General features: G+C 51.5%; 17 protein-coding genes. 10 read left to right on the plus strand and 7 right to left on the minus strand.

Annotated features, from left to right (window positions below; all coding sequences use genetic code 11):
• Positions 1-3365, minus strand: a 3365-nt coding sequence (locus ACAN55_RS18000; RefSeq protein WP_379135853.1) for a DNA polymerase III subunit alpha, incomplete at its 3' end; no start/stop codon positions are given.
• 146 nt (positions 3366-3511) lie between these two features.
• Here ACAN55_RS18000 and ACAN55_RS18005 point away from each other — a divergent pair.
• The 3 genes from ACAN55_RS18005 to ACAN55_RS18015 all read left to right on the plus strand — a co-directional run bounded on the left by ACAN55_RS18005 (position 3512) and on the right by ACAN55_RS18015 (position 4782).
• Positions 3512-3835, plus strand: a complete 324-nt coding sequence (locus ACAN55_RS18005) for a YtrH family sporulation protein (RefSeq protein ID WP_379135855.1) — start codon at positions 3512-3514, stop codon at positions 3833-3835.
• 4 nt (positions 3836-3839) lie between these two features.
• The gene (locus ACAN55_RS18010) at positions 3840-4343 is read left to right on the plus strand and encodes a sporulation membrane protein YtrI (RefSeq protein WP_379135857.1); all 504 of its coding nucleotides are present in this window, start codon (positions 3840-3842) and stop codon (positions 4341-4343) included.
• Between the two features lie 127 nt (positions 4344-4470).
• A complete protein-coding gene (locus ACAN55_RS18015; RefSeq protein ID WP_379135860.1) occupies positions 4471-4782 on the plus strand; it encodes a YtpI family protein in 312 nt (103 codons plus the stop codon).
• A gap of 116 nt (positions 4783-4898) precedes the next feature.
• Here the strand turns inward: ACAN55_RS18015 and ACAN55_RS18020 are convergent, their stop codons facing one another.
• A complete protein-coding gene (locus ACAN55_RS18020; protein WP_379135863.1) occupies positions 4899-6233 on the minus strand; it encodes a DRTGG domain-containing protein in 1335 nt (444 codons plus the stop codon).
• A gap of 98 nt (positions 6234-6331) precedes the next feature.
• The gene (locus tag ACAN55_RS18025) at positions 6332-6613 is read right to left on the minus strand and encodes a hypothetical protein (RefSeq protein WP_379135866.1); all 282 of its coding nucleotides are present in this window, start codon (positions 6611-6613) and stop codon (positions 6332-6334) included.
• Between the two features lie 168 nt (positions 6614-6781).
• Here ACAN55_RS18025 and ACAN55_RS18030 point away from each other — a divergent pair, with 168 nt between their 5' ends.
• Positions 6782-7357 carry an LURP-one-related family protein gene (locus ACAN55_RS18030; protein ID WP_379135869.1) on the plus strand — a complete coding sequence of 192 codons (576 nt, stop codon included), beginning with the start codon at positions 6782-6784 and terminating at the stop codon, positions 7355-7357.
• A gap of 216 nt (positions 7358-7573) precedes the next feature.
• On the opposite strand, the gene ACAN55_RS18035 is transcribed toward ACAN55_RS18030, so the two are convergent.
• Entirely contained in the window at positions 7574-7918 is a 345-nt protein-coding gene (locus ACAN55_RS18035; protein ID WP_379135872.1) for a YlbF/YmcA family competence regulator, read from the minus strand.
• A 142-nt stretch (positions 7919-8060) separates the two neighbouring features.
• On the opposite strand from ACAN55_RS18035, the gene ACAN55_RS18040 reads away from it, so the two are divergent.
• Genes ACAN55_RS18040 through ACAN55_RS18065 form a run of 6 tightly spaced genes read left to right on the plus strand, consistent with a single transcriptional unit; the run spans position 8061 to position 14762 of the window.
• Entirely contained in the window at positions 8061-9431 is a 1371-nt protein-coding gene (locus ACAN55_RS18040; protein ID WP_379135874.1) for a YheC/YheD family endospore coat-associated protein, read from the plus strand.
• Positions 9432-9439: 8 nt separating this feature from the next.
• The gene (locus ACAN55_RS18045) at positions 9440-10570 is read left to right on the plus strand and encodes a YheC/YheD family endospore coat-associated protein (RefSeq protein ID WP_379135876.1); all 1131 of its coding nucleotides are present in this window, start codon (positions 9440-9442) and stop codon (positions 10568-10570) included.
• A 35-nt stretch (positions 10571-10605) separates the two neighbouring features.
• A complete protein-coding gene (locus ACAN55_RS18050) occupies positions 10606-11979 on the plus strand; it encodes a YheC/YheD family endospore coat-associated protein (protein WP_379135879.1) in 1374 nt (457 codons plus the stop codon).
• Positions 11976-13091 (plus strand): YheC/YheD family endospore coat-associated protein, encoded by a 1116-nt coding sequence (locus ACAN55_RS18055; RefSeq protein WP_379135882.1) that lies wholly within the window; start codon positions 11976-11978, stop codon positions 13089-13091. The genes ACAN55_RS18050 and ACAN55_RS18055 overlap by 4 nt, the downstream gene beginning before the upstream one ends.
• A gap of 25 nt (positions 13092-13116) precedes the next feature.
• Positions 13117-13647, plus strand: a complete 531-nt coding sequence (locus tag ACAN55_RS18060) for a GNAT family N-acetyltransferase (protein ID WP_379135885.1) — start codon at positions 13117-13119, stop codon at positions 13645-13647.
• The gene (locus ACAN55_RS18065) at positions 13629-14762 is read left to right on the plus strand and encodes a YheC/YheD family endospore coat-associated protein (protein ID WP_379135888.1); all 1134 of its coding nucleotides are present in this window, start codon (positions 13629-13631) and stop codon (positions 14760-14762) included. Before ACAN55_RS18060 ends, ACAN55_RS18065 begins: the two co-directional genes overlap by 19 nt.
• A gap of 55 nt (positions 14763-14817) precedes the next feature.
• On the opposite strand, the gene ACAN55_RS18070 is transcribed toward ACAN55_RS18065, so the two are convergent.
• The 3 genes from ACAN55_RS18070 to ACAN55_RS18080 all read right to left on the minus strand — a co-directional run bounded on the left by ACAN55_RS18070 (position 14818) and on the right by ACAN55_RS18080 (position 18509).
• Positions 14818-15534, minus strand: a complete 717-nt coding sequence (locus ACAN55_RS18070) for an HAD family hydrolase (RefSeq protein WP_379135891.1) — start codon at positions 15532-15534, stop codon at positions 14818-14820.
• A 206-nt stretch (positions 15535-15740) separates the two neighbouring features.
• Positions 15741-15998, minus strand: a complete 258-nt coding sequence (locus tag ACAN55_RS18075; RefSeq protein WP_379136110.1) for an AbrB/MazE/SpoVT family DNA-binding domain-containing protein — start codon at positions 15996-15998, stop codon at positions 15741-15743.
• A 417-nt stretch (positions 15999-16415) separates the two neighbouring features.
• Positions 16416-18509: a glycoside hydrolase family 36 protein gene (locus ACAN55_RS18080; protein WP_379135894.1), complete on the minus strand. Its 2094-nt coding sequence runs from the start codon at positions 18507-18509 to the stop codon at positions 16416-16418.
• Positions 18510-18517 lie beyond the last annotated feature (8 nt).

An 18517-nucleotide genomic window follows, 5' to 3' on the forward strand; every position in this document is an offset into this window, starting at 1 on the left:
TCCGCGGCGGCAACGCCCGCGGATGGTGCATGGGCCGCAGCGGGACGCGCTGCGGCCTGCCCGGAGGCGGCGCTGCGCTGCGCGCCGCCTGGTGCCCCCGCGCCTGCGGGGCGGGCTGAGCCCGCTCCGCGCTGCGCGGGGGCCGCACTGCGGCGCTGCTGCAGCGCGCGCAGGGTCTCGCTGCTGATTGGCGCGACTTCGTCCGCCAGCAGCTTGAAGTCTTCATCGCCCTGCTGCACCTTGGCGCGCAGGGCCAGCAGCGCACCCTTCTCAATCAGGGTGCGGCTGCGTTTCCACACCTCAGGGAACAGTACGACCTCGCAGCGGTCGATCTGATCCTCCCATTCAACAAAAGCCATGGCCTTGCCCTGCTTTGTCGTGATTTCCTTAACGGATACCACCATTCCGGCGGTAACCGCCTGACTTTCATCCGGAACCTCACCGAGATCCATCAGCCGTTGCGCACCGTTCTCTTCCAACAATTCTGTATAATCATCCAATGGATGTCCCGAGAGGTAGAGCCCCAGCAGCTCACGTTCCATTTCAAGCTGTTGGGTTACTGTAAATCTGGGAATATCGGGATAACTGATCTCCCAGTTTGACGTTTCGATCAGATCATCGAAGAGCTGAATTTGCAGCTCATCCCGTTCCTTGCGCCATTTAGCGGCGGCATCGACCGTTTCATCCAGCATGGCCAGAAGCTGCGACCGGTGACCAGGTAAGCAGTCAAATGCCCCGGCCTGAAGCAGCGATTCCACTACCCGTTTGTTGCAGACCCGCAGATCCACCCTGCGGCAGAAATCGAGCAGGCTGTCGAATGGACGCTCCTTACGCACGGCCATAATATTCTCCACGGCGAGGGTGCCCACATTCTTGACTGCCGCAAGCCCGAAGCGGATATGGCCCGCCTCACCGCCTGACACAGGGGTGAACAGCACACCGCTCTCATTCACATCGGGAGGCAGCACGGAAATGCCCATCCGCCGCGATTCCAGCACATACTCGGCCACCTTGCGATGGGTTCCCATCACCGCTGTCAGCATGGAGGACATAAACTGCACCGGATAATGCGCTTTGAGGAATGCGGTCTGGAAGGAGAGGACGCCGTACGCAGCAGCATGGGCGCGCGGGAAGCCATAATCGGCAAACCGTACGATCATATCATAGACAGCGTTGGCATCGGCTTCACTATAACCCTGTTTTAGACTGCCTTCGACAAAATGGCTCCGTTCCTTGTCCAGCGTCTCCCGTTTTTTCTTGGAAACGGCGCGTCGGAGCAGATCCGCTTCACCCAGTGAGAACCCAGCCATGAGTGAGGCAATCTGCATAATTTGCTCCTGATACACGATAATCCCATATGTATCGGACAGAATCGGAATCAGATCGGGGTGAGGGTAATCCACATCAATCTGACCATGCTTTCCCTGGATATATTTGGGGATGAATTCCATCGGACCCGGGCGGTATAACGCAAGCACAGAGATGATATCCTCGAAGACGTTCGGCTTCATATCCTTCAGCACACGCCTGATCCCGGCAGACTCCAATTGGAATACCCCCATTGTCTCTCCCGCCCCAAGCATTTCGTAGGTTAAGGGATCATCATCGGGAATGGTCCGAAAATCAGGCAGATCACCCGTCATCTCTTTGATCCAGTTCATGCAGCGTTCGATGATAGACAAGGTGCGGAGGCCGAGGAAGTCCATCTTAAGCAGGCCGACGCTCTCCAAATGCTCCATCGAGTATTGGGTCAGTGCCGTGCTTTCATTACCTTCCTGCAGCGGTACTGCCTCCGTAAGAGGGCCTTTGGAAATAACCACCCCCGCAGCATGTGTCGAAGCATGTCGAGGCATTCCCTCCACCTTCATGGCCATATCGAGAAGCGCGCGGGTTTTAGGATAACCGTCATACAGCACTTTCAGCTCGGGGCTGAGCTCCAGCGCCCGGGCAATACTGATGCCAAGCTGTCCGGGGATCAGCTTGGCCGCCTTATCAACCTCACCGTAAGGAAGGTTAAGCGCACGTCCCACGTCGCGCACTGCGGCCCTCGCCGCCATTGTGCCGAACGTGATAATCTGGGCTACATGTCTCCGACCGTATTTGCCCACAACATATTCGATGACTTCCTCACGTCGTTCATCGCTAAAGTCGATATCAATATCCGGCATTGTAATCCGGTGCGGATTCAGGAAACGTTCAAATAGCAGATTATATTTAAGCGGATCGACATCGGTAATCCGAAGCGAATATGCGGTTAGGCTTCCTGCGGAGGAACCCCGTCCAGGTCCGGTAGCTATACCTTGGCGGTGGCAGAATGCGATAAAATCCCAGACAATCAGGAAATAATCGGAAAAGCCCATATTTTCGATGACTCCAAGCTCATACTCCAGCCGCTTCGAAGCTTCCTCTTTCAATTCAGGCGTTGCCCAATCTCCGTAACGCTCGATAAGGCCGTTTCGGCAGAGCTCGCGCAAATAGGCGGCTGAGTCCATTCCTTCCGGCAGCGGCGAAAAGGCGGGCAGGATATGCTTGCCGAATTCCAGCTCCAGATTGCATTTATCCGCAATGACCTTCGTGTTCTCCAGCGCCTGCGGCACATGAGGGAACAGCGCGGCCATCTGCTCTCCGCTTTTCATATACAGCTGGTCCGTTCCGATCTTGAAGCGTTCTTCATCGTCCACGGTCTTACCGGTCCCGATACAGATCAGCACGTCCTGGACTTCGGAGTCTGCCTGTGACAGATAATGAACGTCATTGGTGACAACCAGCTCGATGTCCAACTCTTCCGCCAGAGCGATCAGCTTTGGATTGACCCTTTTCTGCTCAGGTATGCCATGATCCTGAAGCTCCAGATAGAAATCCTCACCAAAGATTTGCTTGTAGCGAAGAGCGGCTTTCCGGGCTTCCTCATCCCGCCCGTGCAGCAGATGCTGCGGTACTTCCCCGCCCAGACAGGCGCTTAAGCAAATAATACCCTCCGCATGTGAGGCCAAGACCTCCATATCAATACGCGGCTTGTAGTGCTGCCCTTCCAGGTGGCCGATAGAGATCAGATCCATCAGATTCCTGTAGCCGGTGTCATTCTTGGCAAGCAGAATCAGGTGATAGATCGGCTGGTCCTTACGGCTGCCCCGCTCCCGGCGTGAGCCCGAAGTCAGATAAGCCTCACAGCCGATTATGGGCTTAATGCCCTTATCCTTGCAGGCTTTATAAAAAGGGATCGCCCCGTACATTACCCCGTGATCCGTTAATGCGAGCGATTCCATGCCATATTCGCCGGCCCGGCGCACAAGATCGGTTATGCGTGCCGCTCCATCTAGTAAACTATATTCGCTGTGCACATGCAGATGCACGAAAGGGCTCATGATCCCACTTCCTTCCTTCAAAACCTCAAACATTAGATGAAACTATTTTATCATATTAGGGGGGGAAGCGCCCATAGAATGGATAGAGAGCATAAGGACAGGCAGACTTTGGGCTTAGGCCGCGTCCGGAAAGGGGTAGTGTCTTCATGAATCTATTTTTGAGCAAGGCCGTCCTTGATTTCTTTATCGCATTCGGAATTGTCCTCGGGGGAGCCATGCTGGGCGGAGTGGGTGCTGTAGTCTCCCTGCAGCCGCCAACTCATACCATGCTTGATGTCGCAGACCGGATTAAAATTTGGGCGCTGGCTGCAGCTGTCGGCGGTACCATCGACCCTATGCGGGTCATTGAGAGCAACATGCTGGGAGGCAATCTTTCACCCGCCATCAAGCAGATTCTCTACCTGGCGTTCGCCTTCCTGGGAGCGCACATGGGCAGTGAGCTTGTCAAATGGGTGTGCGGCAGGGGGTAACGTAATGAGAGTACCGCCTTTTCAGCAGTTCCGCCGCTTCTCCCAAATTTCTGCTATCTTTGTCCTGGGTATGGTCGTGGGAGCCATTGTCTACAACGGTATTTACCATTCGGGCTACAATGCGCTATGGCAGAATAATCTGGAACTGCGGGTGCAGATTGAGCAGTACGAAAAAGATATCCAGACACTTAAGAAATACAGCAATACTTCCACAGTCGTCCGCCAGATCAAAATACGTACCGAGGAAGGAAAAGTGAAGGAGGGCTCCGTTCCGCTGGATCCAGTCACCGTGAAGGAAATCATCAGCGAAATGACCTCCGACCTATCTCCCCTGCGCGGGCGCAGTGTGTATGATATCGATGCCGACAGCAAAATGGCACGCCTCTTGCTGGACGGAAAAATCTATATTGTCCGTGATAAGGAATACTCCGTGTCCATCCGGACCATGCTCGTCATGGACGGAGTCCTGCAAATCTGGGTCGAGGTCAAACCGTTCAAGCGCGTCTAGTGAAGCCATGATACAATAGATGCAGGAATCTGGTATGCTTCCGTTCGGCACACATTCAATTCGCAGTACTGGCACAACCTGCCGCTAACGGAATCACTTCACCCTACTGCCAAAGGAGCTGCCCTGCATGATAATAACGATCAAATATCTGCTATTTATCCTGCTGGTGATCTTCGTCATCAGTGCCGCCTTGTTCAGTATCGCAGCCCGCCGTACCCCCGACCCACTGGATAAAGGACTGAAGCGGTCGGCGCTTAATATTCTGATGGGCGCCATGCTAGTGACACTAGCCCTAATGTCGATGTTCCTGTTTCACGGCTCCACGCTTAGCGTCATTATAGAGGCGGTATTTATTCTCATGGGCCTCTTCAATATGTTCTCCGGACTGCGCAGCCGCAGCTATTATCTGCGGATGAAGTCAGGCTCCACGGGTAGATAGATCCTGGAGCTGAACTCTCCAATCCCATCACTCTATGAAATGTAGAAAGAAGACTATCCCCCGCAAATCCGGGAGATAGTCTTCTTCATATTCTATAATGTAGCTACTGTCATTATTTAGGGATGATCAATAGATTGCAGCATCAGCACGGACTTGGCCACCAGGGTCTCCAAATGGGTGATCTCAATCTCCAGCTTGCAGGTGCGGCGGCTGCTCTCCAGCAGCTTCGGCATGATAACTATCGAATCCTCAATCTGAACGGGACGGACAAAATACGTGGACATATTATCAAGCACATGGTCGTTGCCAGTAATGTCCTTAGCAGCCTTGAATGCCGATTGTGTCATCAGGGTAGACAATACCCCCTCAGAAATCGTACCCAGGTCCGTCGCCATCTGCGGAGTAATAAACCCATGGAAGAACAGATGTCCTTCTTCGTCACGTTCTTCAGCGAAGCCATTCCATGTGAGATGGTCGAAGGTTTCACCGAGCTGCGGCTGATTCCGGACGTCCCGGAGACTTTGCAGCACTTCCTTGCGGGTCAGCGAGCCAACGAGCTTTCGATTACGGTCAACGATAGGAAGGAAGTCAATGCCTTCCCACATCATGATCTGGGCTGCCGAAGCCAGCGAGGTCTGCAGGCCGGCTGTGACGGGATTACGCACCATGGCCCGTTCGATGTTCTGTTCTTCTGCCAGAGATTCCACATCCCGGCGGCCAACGATGCCGATTACCCGGTTCCATTCGTCAGTGACCGGAAATCGCTGCTCTCCGCTGTCCCGGGACAGTTGAATCAGCTCCTGCACGGTGCTCGTAATTTTCAAGGTGCTAAGACGCGGCTTGCTGTCTACAATATCTTCCACCAGCATAATCTTCTTCTTAATCAACCGGTCAAAAATAGCACGGTTGATCATAGAAGCCACAGTAAAGGTATCATGTCGGGAGGAAATGATTGGCAAATCCAGTTGGTCTGCCAGCGCTTTCACTTCACGGCTTGTCCCAAATCCGCCCGTGACGAGCACACCTGCTCCCTGCTCCAATGCAAGCGAGTGCACATCATCGCGGTTACCCACGATCAGCAGGCTGTCGGCATCGATATACCGGATCATGGCATCGACCTTCATCGCCCCGATCACATATTTATGAAGATGTTTACTGAGACCGTTCGCCCCTCCAAGCACATGACCTTCCACAATGTCCACGACATCGCCGAAGGTCAACTGCTCGGAAATATTACGCGGCTTCTTCTCCACACGAACCGTTCCGATCCGCTCTTTGGTAATGACTATTCCGAGGTTCTCTGCTTCTTTTACCGCCCGGTATGCCGTACCTTCACTGACCTGCAGTTCCTTAGCCAGCTTCCGTACCGATATCTTCGTGCCCACCTTCAAACCCTCTATATGCTGCAGCAACTGCTCGTGCTTAGTAATCGTATCGCCCTGGCCCTCCAACTGTTACACCCCCATAGTCCGATCTGTACTATACTGTACTTATATTAACGTCTTTTCGGGGGTTTCGCAATCATTCGAAATAGGTTCAATGAGGGAATTTAGGAGCGTTGTGTGACTTTCTCATGATCCTGCCATTTGCCCTGCCACTGATTCAATTTAGCCTTACGGACCGCCTCCAACCGTTTGGACTTCTCCTCGTCTACTCCAATGATAAAATGCAAATGTGCAGCAATCACAAAAAAGGCAAACACACACCATGCTGCGCCAAAAGCAAACACCACACCCGATCCGCCGGGCGAAAGTTTCGGCAGCGCATAGAGCAGCATCCCGAGAGCGATCAATAGGTAGATCACATGCTTGAACTTGTTTCTCTTTTTCATCTGAACAACTCCTTCTATTTGAGAGAATCTATATATCTACTCTATGAACGGGAGCTGGAAATTATGAGACAAGTCTGCTCAAAGATGTGTGATCTCTGCGTATTTTTTCGCATGGTAAATTTGGGAAATTCATGAGATGATTTCTTCATCCAAGGAGGCGATGCAGAAGTGGCTCAAGCATTTAATCATACCCGTTATGTTATCCGCAAAAAAGTATTCTCCGTTCTGGGAGCGAAGCTGCACATTTATGACGACGCTGAAAATCTGGTGCTCTATTCACAGATGAAGGCATTCAAGTTGAAGGAGGACATTTCCCTCTACACCGATGAAGAGATGCATAAGGAGCTTCTTCGCATCCAATCACGCAATGTAATGGATATCTCCGCTACTTATGATGTCAAGGATTCAACCACCGGAGAGTTCGTTGGTTCCCTGCGCCGCAAAGGCTTGAAATCCATTGTGTCGGATGAATGGATCATCCTGAACACAAGCGGAAATGAGATCGGAACCATCAAGGAAGACAGCCTGCTGATGTCCATCCTGCGCCGTTTCATCAATATAATCCCCCAGAGCTATAACGTTTCCTTCGGCGGGAGAACGATCACAACTTATAAGCAGAATTTCAACCCGTTCGTCAGTAAAATTAACATTGATTTCTCCAGCGATCCGAACATGCAGTTTGACCGCCGTCTCGGACTTGCCGCCGGAATTCTGCTATGCGCCATTGAGGGCAAGCAGGGTTAGAATAGAGAAATTACCGTAGTTATCTATCTACCATTGATTATATTAAAAAACAGAGTGCCTAAGCCGTTACGGCTTTCAAGGCACTCTGTTTTTCTTGTTACACAAAAAGGTGTGATATCGGCCGAGTTAAGGTGCACATATGCAGCTTAATTCACTCATCCGTGCCTCTTGCCCTATTCTAGCGATCCCCACTTATCTTCAACTCTAGTAATCTCACTATGCGTCCGCACCATACAGGTGCTGCAGGCTCTCGGAGATAATTTTGTTAACGTCCTCGATGACCACACTCAGGCGGCGTTCGGCTTCGAACAGGCGGCGAATGCTAAGGTTGAGGTTGAGCACCTCAAAGAGCTTTTCCATCTTCTCCATTTCCTCCGGCGCAGGCATTTCCCCGCTCATCATCCGCTGTTGCAGCTCCATCTGGCTCTGGCGGAAATTATCCAGCATGCGTTTGCTCTCCGGGTCAGCCTCCACCAATTTCATTGCGCCCGTGATATCCGTTACCTCACTGCTTTCTTTGATGGCTTTGGCCAATTCATGCGCTTTATCGTATACGTTCATTCCGATTCCTCCTTGATTGTAGTTGCTTTTTAGAAATTGGGTCAATCACCAAGGGTTAGATGTCTCCATATGATGAATGATATGTAACCCTTAAGTTTATTAATTTGCCGGCATCATGCTGCCTACCGGAAGGAGATCCACGATGTCTAAGCTTAAGATCCTGGTGCACGCGGTTCAATCAGGCATCCTCCAGGAAAATGTCGTAATGCTCGGAGAACGGTCTATGAAAAGACTGAAAATCCCGGCACACGCACCGCTGCAATTAGCCTTTGGTTCTTTCCGGCAGGAGATTACCATCACCCCGGTTCCCAAATCCGACAGCCTGCGCGTAAGCGAAGGACTGGCACGCCGGACCGGATGGAAATTCCTCCATACACTGAATGTCTCCTACAGTCCCTCAAGCCGCACCTTGCGTCTTGGTCCGCTGATTGGAGTACTTGTGAGCCGGGACCATTCGGATAACCCTGACAAAGTGTTTGGACCCATTACCATGTTCTGCCGGGAACTGACCAATGCCTGCCGTGCACAGGGCGCATATGTATATTTCTTTACGCCGGAAGCACTGGAATCCCGCAGCGGCTCCACGATTCAGGGCTGGGTGTACGAAGGGGGCTGGCGGAAGCTGAATCTTCCTATCGCCGATGTTATCAACAATCGCCTCACCTCGCGGAAAACAGAGAATAAACCTAGCGTACAGCATTTTTTAGCCGATGTAAAATCGCGTTATGGCACCCATTTTTTCAACGAAAAATTTCTGGATAAAACCGAAGTGTTCGATGCACTACGCCAAGATTCCTCACTTCAGCGCTATTTGCCGGAGTCGCATCTGCTCAGCGGATATGACCAGTTCAAAAGAATGTGTAACCATTATCCGGTTATCTTCCTGAAGCCGATACGCGGTTCCCTTGGCAAAGGAATCCTGCGGATTTCCAGAGAAGAAGGCGGCGGCTACCGCCTGATGTCTACTACACCACTCGGCACACGTAAGCAGAGCTATCCGAGTCTGCCAAAACTGTTCCAGTCTATCGCACCAAAGATGAAAAGCACACGGTTTCAAATTCAACAAGGCTTACCCCTTATGGAACTAGGCAAAAGGCCGGTGGATTTCCGGGCACTGGTGCAAAAAAACAATACTGGCAAATGGGGAGTCACCTCGATCGTTGCCCGTACGGCCGGGAATAACCATTTCGTCTCCAATCTAGCCAAAGGTGGAACCCTGAGTCCTGTCAAGGAGGCTATTTCCAAAAGCAATCTTCCCTCTGGAGCCAAAGATAGCGCCCATACCGGACTACCCAAGGCGGCACTAGCCATTGCGCGCGGTATAGAAACCCATATCCCTGCCCACTTCGGTGAACTGGGAATCGATCTTGCCCTGGACCAGTCTGGCAAGATCTGGCTGCTTGAGGTGAATTCGAAGCCCTCTAAAAATGATAATACACCGCTGAGTGATCAGAAAATCAGGCCGTCTGTGAAGCAAATGGTGCAGTATTGCCGTTATTTGGCCGGGTTATAGGAGGCCACATGACAGAAACTTCGATTGGACGGCTTGGCATTATGACATTCCGCCGAAGCGGAAACCTCACCAGCAGCGAATCAAGCTTCTACAATCGTTTGTGCCGTATGGCCCCGCAGTATGGTCTGGACGTCACAATATTTCAACCGGATGGGGTATCTCCAGACGGAAAATCAATCCATGGCCAAGTCCGGAAAGACGGACAATGGGTAACCTCCGAATCACAAGCGCCGGATATCATCTATAATCGCTGCTTTTATGAAAGCAGACAAGAACGCAAAGAAGCAGCTTCCGCCCTGAACGCCCTTTCGGAGGCACTTCCCTGGTCCAGGGGGCTGCCGGACAAATGGGGCGTACATGAAATCCTGAAACGCAGCAAGAGAGCGGCGATGCTGCTGCCCGAAACCAAACTCTACACAGGGAGTCGCGGTCTAAGCAATATGCTGGCAGAAAGGGAATACGGGGTATTCCTCAAGCCACTGGCTGGAACTCACGGGAAACGGACCTTGCATGCCGTGAAGCTAAACAAAGGTCTATACGTCAGGGGCCGTGACGGGAGAAATAAGGCTTTTCACGGCGAGTTCACCCAATTGGAAGAAGGACTCTTGTGGATTGACCATTTTATCCATCCGCGTCGCTATCTCATGCAGCCTTATCTCCAGCTTACCAGCCGGAGTGGTCAGCCTTTCGATGTTCGGGTGCTGATGCAAAAGGACGGACGGGGAATCTGGGGACGTACCGGGATGGCCGTTCGCCTCGGGACACACGGTTCACTCACCTCTAATCTGCATGGAGGGGCAACCGCTGTGGCACTAGAGCCTTTTCTGGAAGAAGAATACGGAGCATTAGGAGCTGTTATCCGGGAACAAATTGCCGATGAAGCTTCTATCCTCCCTCCTCTGCTGGAATCCGCCTGCGGCAGACTCGGTGAATTGGGGCTCGACTTCGGGATCGATGGCGGTGGCAGAATTACCTTACTTGAGGCGAATTCCAAGCCAGGTCGCAGTGTCTTCCGGTTAATGGGCGACCGTAGAGCTGAACAGCTCGCCTATGAGAATCCACTGCGTTATGCCCGTCATCTGATGCTTGCAAGCAAGGGTATCCCGGTCATCGGCCGGGCCACTCCAGTGTATCCGTAAATATGATATCAATGGTTCCTAAGGAGGATTCATCAATGAGTCTCACTTTTTGCAATGTGCATTTCACCAAGCAACCCCAAAGAGTAGTCTATGTATCAGGAGAGCTGATGAAAAGCCTGAAACTGTCCGGGAAAAAGAATATCAGGCTGCGGCTTGGTAAAGAAACCATCCCGGCCATGATCAAGCCAATCAAACGTACCGGCAAGCACATGTTCCTCGCCTCCGGAGTTAAGAGTGCCATCAAAGTGCCCAAAACGGGAGGCATCTTTTTACGAAATCTCCAGAACGATGAGGTCCAGCTTGGTCCGCTTGTCGGCGTATTGTCAGACGGACCTGCTTCTTCAGGTTCGCCCTTCGGGTCCCGAACGGGGTTCATCAAGCAGCTTCTGCGCGAAGGCAGTAATGTGTGCTATATCTTTGCGTTTATGCCCCGTGATATTAATTGGCAGCAGGATCAGGTGAACGGCTATTTTCTGACTGAAGGCGGTAAATTTGAACGCAAGATTGTTCCTCTTCCTGATGTGGTTTATAACCGTCTTCCCAGCCGCCGTGCGGAGACTTCCCCTTATATCAGCCAGCTCCGGGAACGGTTCATGCGTAAGAAAATTCCGTTCTTCAACTGGAGCTTCTTCAATAAATCCGACATTTACCGCCTGCTGGAGAATGACAGCGGCGCTTACCGTTATGTGCCGGAGACACACAGCAACCCGGCTCCGGAGAAAATGAGAGATATGCTGGACCGGCATCATTTCGTCTACTATAAACCTTCCGCAGGGAGTCTGGGCCACGGCATCTACAGGCTTACCTATCTGCCGAAAAAAGGCTACTTCGCCCGTTACCGCCGGGACGGCAAAAATGTCCTGCTGCGCTTCGCAAACTTTGACAGCCTGATGCGGATGCTGCAAGGCCGCCATGGCCGAAGCCTCGGTAACTACGTTGTACAGCAGGGGATCCGCCTGATTGAAATCGACGGTTGCCCGATCGACTTCCGCTTCCATATGCACAAGAACGGCAGCAATCAGTGGGTCGTTGTCGGAATCGGAGCGAAGAAAGCCGGACGCGGCAGCGTTACGACACACCTGAAGAATGGCGGCTCTCTTCTCACACCGCAACAGGCACTCGGACGCGTATTCGGCGCCAGAGCTGACGAAGTGCTCCAACAAGCCAAGGCAACCGCCGTCAAGCTTGCGGAATCCCTGGAAATCCAGCACAGGCATCTGCTTGGAGAAATCGGCTTTGACCTGGGGATCGATCAAGATGAGGATATTTGGATGTTCGAAGCCAATGCGAAGCCGGGAAGATCCATCTTCCGCCACCCTTCACTCCGCGCCGAAGGCAAAGCCTCTATCGAGCATATTCTGGAGCATTGCCTGTACCTCAGCAAATTCCGCAGGAGGGATGAAACGTGATCTCGCGAATCCCTGACGACAAACCGGTGATCGCCATTCTGACGACAAGCGACAAGGAACGGAAGTTTTGCGGCAACAGGAATAACTTCAGGGATATCATCCGAACCGGCAAAGAGCTCGGCTACTTCGTATATGTAGTAACGGTTCGGGAGTTAAATCTCGATTCCGATACCGTGATCGGTTATGTTCCTACGGCAGGAGGGAAAATCTGGCAAACTATTCAGGCGCCTCTTCCTAAGATCATTTATAACCGCATTCCCACCCGGGAAGAGGAAGAGAAAGTTCCTGTCGCACGTAAAATAGCACAATGTCTGGAGCATCCGGACATTGTGCTGTACAATCCTTATTTTTTCAATAAATGGAATCTGTTTGAATGGCTCAAGGACTCTCGATCTACTTCAAAGCATGTTCCCCAGACGAAACGTCTGCGAAGCTCCCGTACATTGGCGCTCATGCTGAAAAATCATGACAATCTTTATCTCAAACCGGAGAACGGCAAGGCTGGTAAAGGGATCATGAGACTCAAATATCGCGATGATTCAATATTGCCCTATCGTCTGCAAATCCAGAGCGGGAAGAAAAACGTAACCTATAAGGCTGCATCCCTTGAGCGGCTGTGGGCCCGGATCAACAAGGAAAAAGGGACCGAACTCTATATCGTGCAGCAAGCCATAACTCTGGCCACACACCGGGGGCGCCCGTTTGACCTGCGTGTCCTGCTGCAAAAGAACGGCAGAGGAGGTTGGTCCGTTACCGGTGTTGGCGCGCGCCTTGCTGGGGCACGAAGCATCACAACCCATGTACCGCGCGGGGGGAGCATCGAGGAACCCGAAAGTATGCTGGAGGGGAACTTTGGAAATGATCGGGCAACGGCAATTCTCAAGAACGTTCCAACTACAGCCCTGCTGATCGCCCGGCAAATCGAGCGGGCATCCACGCATATTCTCGGTGAGATGTCCATGGATCTGGGTGTCGATGAGAATGGCAGCCTGTGGTTCTTTGAAGCCAACTCACGGCCAATGAAATTTGATGAGCCGGCGATCCGCAAACTGTCATTAGAACGGATTTTTCAATTCAGCCAGCATCTGGCCCATACCCATCTCACCAAATAGATTGGATCAAGGAAGTGACATAACCATGCAGATATCCTCACTCTATGATACGGAGTCCGGGGTATGGAAACGCCAGTTGGATGGTCTGCTTTTATTTATCCGGGAGCACGGCGATATCCGGATCGTAATGAGCGTCTGCAAAAATCTGTCCTGCCTGACACCATCGCAGCTCAGCCTGCCGGGTATATCGCTGCTTGTTGCAACAGTCCGGGGCCAGCAAGGCCGTCAGGTCTCTGGCCTCAGCATCGCAGTTGATTATGGCAAGGAGATATTCTTTGTCGCCGTCCACCCTCTCTACCGTAACAGGGGCGTAGGCACCCTCCTGCTCACCGAACAGGTGAAGCGTCTGGGGAGTCTGCAATGCCAAGTTGAAAGCACTCATGCTGCCAGCCTTAAGATGTGCTTCAAAGCAGGTCTAGTTGCGGTGGATCTGGTTAACGGGCCCGGCGAACAGCCTGATCTTCTGCTCCGAACTCTCCCCATGAAAGACACAGCCACAGAAACTGAATTCATAACTTCACAAGAAGGTGACCTCCTGTGCCGCAACCCGTCTTAGGCATACTTACACTATACTTAAACGATGCCAAACAGCTTGAAGAAAGTAGCGTATACCGCAGGATGATCCTTGAGGGCCGAAAGCTCGGACTGGATGTCTTTGTATTCACGCCCATGGATGTTCACGCCAGCAAGGAGCTAATTCATGCACTTGTCCTCGACATCGCAAGCGGCAAGTGGACCCGCAAGTGGCGGTCTTTTCCTAATATGATTTATGACCGCTGCCGTATTCAGCGCAGCGTCCGGTTCCAGCAACTGCTGCATTTTCGTTCCAAGTACAATCATCTGACTTTCCTGAACCGGCCGCTGCGCAATAAATGGACGGTCCATCAGACGTTCTCGCAGCGGAGCCGCTTCCGGCAACACATGCCAGAGACGCTGCTCTACCAGTCATCTGCCGATCTGCACCGGATGCTCAAGATTAGCCCTGTTGTCTACGTCAAGCCGAGCAACGGTACCGGCGGACGCGGCATCTTGCGGATTGAACGGCAACGCGAGAATAAGAACCTCTACGATATCCAGGGACGCCGCCAGAACCGGCAGATCATCGCCCCTCGTAAGGTTACACTGACCCGGCTGGAATCGATCGTACGCCAGTGGTGCCTCGGCGGCCGGTTCCTTGTGCAGCAAGGCATCCCGCTGCGCCTGCCCAGTGGACGCTACCATGATTACCGCATGCTTGTGCAAAAGAACGGCCATGGGGAATGGGAGGTAACCGGGATGGCGGGACGTGTTGGCGCGGCCCGCAGTGTAACCTCCAATCTCCATGGCGGCGGTCATGCCGTTAGGGCCGAGAAACTGCTGAGAGATTGGCTGGGCAGCGAGGAGAAAGCAGGCAGGGTCATGAAGTCTTCCGAGAAGCTCGGCATAGAAGCCGCTGCTTATCTGGAGAGCAGCTTCGGCACCCTTTGTGAGCTTGCTCTGGATCTTGCAATCAATAAAGAAGGCCATGTCTATGTACTGGAAGTGAATCCTAAACCTGCCCGTGAAGTCTTTGCCCGTTCAGGAGACCACGAGACTTACCGGAAAGCTCTGATTCGCCCGCTGGAATACGCCCTTTGGGTCTATAGGAACAAAGGTGTCAGCGCGCCATCTTCAGCTAAACCGGAGGACTAAAGAAAGAGCCTATTCCTCATGTGGAATAGGCTCTTTTGTCATTTCAAAGCTTTATTTATTCTGCATTATCATATAGATCCAGCAGCTCATCGAAGGAAGTAATGATGACATCCGAGCCTTTAAGCTCATCTTGTCGGCCAAAGCCCGCATACGCACAGCCAATAACCGTTTGCCCATTCCCTGTGCCGGCTTCCACATCGGAAGAACGGTCTCCGACCATCCAGGCATTGCTGATTCCGTGGTTATCCAAGAGAACCCGCAGCAGCTCGGTCTTGGTTGCAGTACCCTGTCCGCCCGCGCTATACAAGCCTTCGAACAGTTCCTTCAACTCATGCACAACCACGATGCTATGTATATAATCCTCAAGTCCGTTGCTCGCTACAAATAGCCGTACTCCCCGATCCTTGAGTGCTTTCAAGGTTTCAACCACGTGAGGATACAGGAGTGTCCCTCCCGCCTCCAGGCCCTCTACTTCAAGCTTCAGCAGCAGTTCATCCGCACGGCGGTGTACGATTTTATCAGCTTCAGGCATGACGTTCATCCAGATTTGCTCCAGCAGCATGCCGAGGCTTCCCAGAATCCGTTCCTCCGGCGGGGTAGGACCTGTGAACAGACCCTCCTCACGGAGAATATCAAACATTTTGTGATACGCAGGCAGCAACAGGCTTTCTGTCTGAAATAAAGTTCCATCCATATCAAATACAATAGCTTCCGGTTTATTCAGCCTTACTTCATTATCTATCTTGACTGCTCCTAATCCATCATTACTCATCAATGAACATTCCCTTCCTGTTTCAAAATACGGGATTTCTGCAAGGACGATAAGAATATTACATGCCCTATGATATAGAAACTACTATATATTGTCCATATTGAGCACTGGCTAAAGATTATATCTGATCATCAGAGTACACAAAAAAGGACTGTCTTCCGGCAGCGTTACATCTGCCGAAAGAACAGTCCTATACTCTTTATAAATTATATTCTGTCGAAGCTGGCATTCAGCTCATCAAGAATATCTTTGCTGATCATTTTACCTTTAAAGTTAATCAAGTTTTCTGCACTTCCCGAGAAAATGCAGGTAGGCTCGTATTTTCTAAGAATGATTTTTTCTCCGTCTACGAAAATTTCGAGCGGATCCTTTATGTCAATCCCCATGGTTCTGCGCAATTCGATTGGAATAACGATACGTCCCAATTCGTCCACTTTTCTTACAATTCCTGTTGCTTTCATAATTAAGCATCCTCCTTTAAAAATAACACTTATTAATAAATACGAGAAAAACTATCTGAGTTTGAATAAAGTAGAAATGATTGTTATATCTGCATTGTAAAGTGCTATTTCTTTCCTGTCAATTTTATTTCTACATCTTTTGATATATATCGACAAATGATTCGACAAAGTTTAGGGTTATTTCGACAAAATACTATTATAAGGGTAAAATTTAAAATTTTCCACTTTTAAGTAGTAAAATCAATAGAAAGCCATCTAAAAACACCACTGTTCCCTGAAAAGGAACAGTGGTGTTTAATTGTTATATTGAATATAGACTGGACCGGAGGGGGGTTAATCAACGGTAATTCTGCCGTTGATTTCATCATTTGGGCCCATCTAGACTGATTCAACGGTATTTCTACCATTGATTTGTTTGCTTTACGCCCGCAGTTCAAACAACCGCGCCGTCTTACCCGGAGGAAGACTTACAGTCAGTTGCCCAGCCTCTTCGTCCCAGCTCCAGCTGGAACCGTGTTGCTGAGGATAAGCGCAGCTGACCTCCGGTTTATGCCCTCTTAGTGATTCCAAAGGAAGCGTCACACTTACTTCTTCCCCAGCAATACGCCATACCGCCAGATACCGCGTCCCACCGTAATGCAGTCCAAAGCTAATCCATTCGCCTAATCCATTCGGCAGTCCCAGCGGCCAGAAGGGAACAGCATGCGGAATGTCTTTGCGGATTACTTTGTATACATCCAGCGCTTCCTTCACTAACTCCCTGCGCCGCGGGCTGAGCTCCGCCAAGTGTCCGCTCTGGTGCACCCGCAGCAGCATCGCATTAACCATGTTGAAGATCACTTCCTCATCATCCCCTTCCCGCAGCGGGTAAGACCATACGGCGGATTGCTCCGGCGTCAGTGCGGCAGGGGACGAAGCTGCAATCGCCGCATAACTCACATAATCCTCCTGATCACTGGTTGATTGAATGCTGTGCCGGCTAAGCATTGCATAATCCATCCGCATACCGCCGCTGGAGCAGTTCTCAATCACCAGATCCGGGTATCGCACAAATATGCTGTCGAGCCAGGCTAGGTAAGCGCGGTTATGAGCAAGCAGCCCGTCTCCAAAACTGTCCGCTGCCGTCTCTGTTCCAATTCCGGCATTAATGTTGTAATCCATCTTGATATAGCCGACGCCGTACTCCTCTACCAGCCGCTTGATCACGCCATCCGCATGCGCGATTACCTTTGGGTTGCGGTAGTCCAGCTGATACCGGCTGCGGTCCTTGACCCGCTTCCCGTGTCTCATAAAGAACCAGCTGTCATCGGTTTCCGCCAGCTTCGGACTGTTCACGCCCATAACTTCCAGCTCCAGCCACAGGCCGGGAATCATTTCTTTGCTGCGAATATAATCCAGTACTAATTTAATTCCCTCCGGAAAACGCTCCTTAGACGGCTCCCACTCTCCTACACCATCCCACCACTCGCCAGAAGCATACCAGCCCGCATCAATGCAGAAATATTCACAGCCGACATCTGCCGCTGCATCAATCAAGGGCAGCAGTTTCTCCGTCGTGGGATCTCCCCACAGACAGTTCATATAATCATTGAAAATGACACGCAGCAGCTCATTATCCCGATTAGGACGACGGATCGTTCTGCGGTAAGCCGTAAGCTCCGCAACAGATTCTTCGAATCCTCCGGAAACAGCACCTACGGCAACCGGCACGGAAATAAACTCTTCTCCTCGCTGAAGTTTCTTCCACCAGTGGTTGTCATGTTCTGTAGGACCGCTGACCAGCAGACTCAACTGATCATATTGATCGGTCATCTCCCAATGCCAAGAGCCGTTGTGTTCAATCTGCCAGAACAGGCTAGTTCTGCTCTCCTTGTTACGCAGTATCGCCATCGGCAGAAGCTCTGCCGCAGACCATGACCCTGTATTACTGCAGGCAATCCTTTTGGAACCACGGTCTGCCAAGTGGTACATTCCCAGCTCCGGCAGGCTGTAACTTCGCCACTGCAGCTCACTCTGCCAGCCGCTGTGCGCGAGAGATATCTCAATCTTGTCGCTTCGGTCTCCGCCTCCTTCCTTATCTACACCAGTAAGGGCAAAGGAAGATACATACTCTACGGAGACCTCATTTTCGCCTGCATTAATTAGCTGCGTCCAGCACCGGACTATTCGAATACCGTTATAAAACTGGAAGTGCTGGATCGCCCGCAGACCAGTTACGGGATCTTCAAGAGCTACCTCGAACTTACGTCCCCATCTATTCCTACTATCTGTATAATTGTCGAATTGCATACGCAATCCGGGATATGACGCCCGGTGTGTGCGGCCGTGATATTCCGCCCGGTCCTCTCCCGACAGCTGCAGCTCCATTAGCCGGAATCCCTGTTTGTGCCTGTCCGATATTCCATCTGCCTCCAGTGGATTCGCACCGAAATGAAGGAGACGTACATCCTTCTCCTCTGTGATTTCCAGTACAAGATTTAACCCGTTTTCCGCAACTTCTATCAGTCTCCCCACTGATCCCA

It is taken from the genome of Paenibacillus oryziterrae (assembly GCF_042610485.1).
GTDB lineage: Bacteria > Bacillota > Bacilli > Paenibacillales > Paenibacillaceae > Paenibacillus_AQ.

Coding starts and splice junctions, on each gene's coding strand:
- ACAN55_RS18005 (WP_379135855.1), top strand. CDS start 3,512: ATGAATCTATTTTTGAGCAAGGCCGTCCTTGATTTCTTTATCGCATTC.
- ACAN55_RS18010 (WP_379135857.1), top strand. CDS start 3,840: ATGAGAGTACCGCCTTTTCAGCAGTTCCGCCGCTTCTCCCAAATTTCT.
- ACAN55_RS18015 (WP_379135860.1), top strand. CDS start 4,471: ATGATAATAACGATCAAATATCTGCTATTTATCCTGCTGGTGATCTTC.
- ACAN55_RS18025 (WP_379135866.1), bottom strand. CDS start 6,613: ATGAAAAAGAGAAACAAGTTCAAGCATGTGATCTACCTATTGATCGCT.
- ACAN55_RS18035 (WP_379135872.1), bottom strand. CDS start 7,918: ATGAACGTATACGATAAAGCGCATGAATTGGCCAAAGCCATCAAAGAA.
- ACAN55_RS18040 (WP_379135874.1), top strand. CDS start 8,061: ATGTCTAAGCTTAAGATCCTGGTGCACGCGGTTCAATCAGGCATCCTC.
- ACAN55_RS18045 (WP_379135876.1), top strand. CDS start 9,440: ATGACAGAAACTTCGATTGGACGGCTTGGCATTATGACATTCCGCCGA.
- ACAN55_RS18050 (WP_379135879.1), top strand. CDS start 10,606: ATGAGTCTCACTTTTTGCAATGTGCATTTCACCAAGCAACCCCAAAGA.
- ACAN55_RS18060 (WP_379135885.1), top strand. CDS start 13,117: ATGCAGATATCCTCACTCTATGATACGGAGTCCGGGGTATGGAAACGC.
- ACAN55_RS18070 (WP_379135891.1), bottom strand. CDS start 15,534: ATGAGTAATGATGGATTAGGAGCAGTCAAGATAGATAATGAAGTAAGG.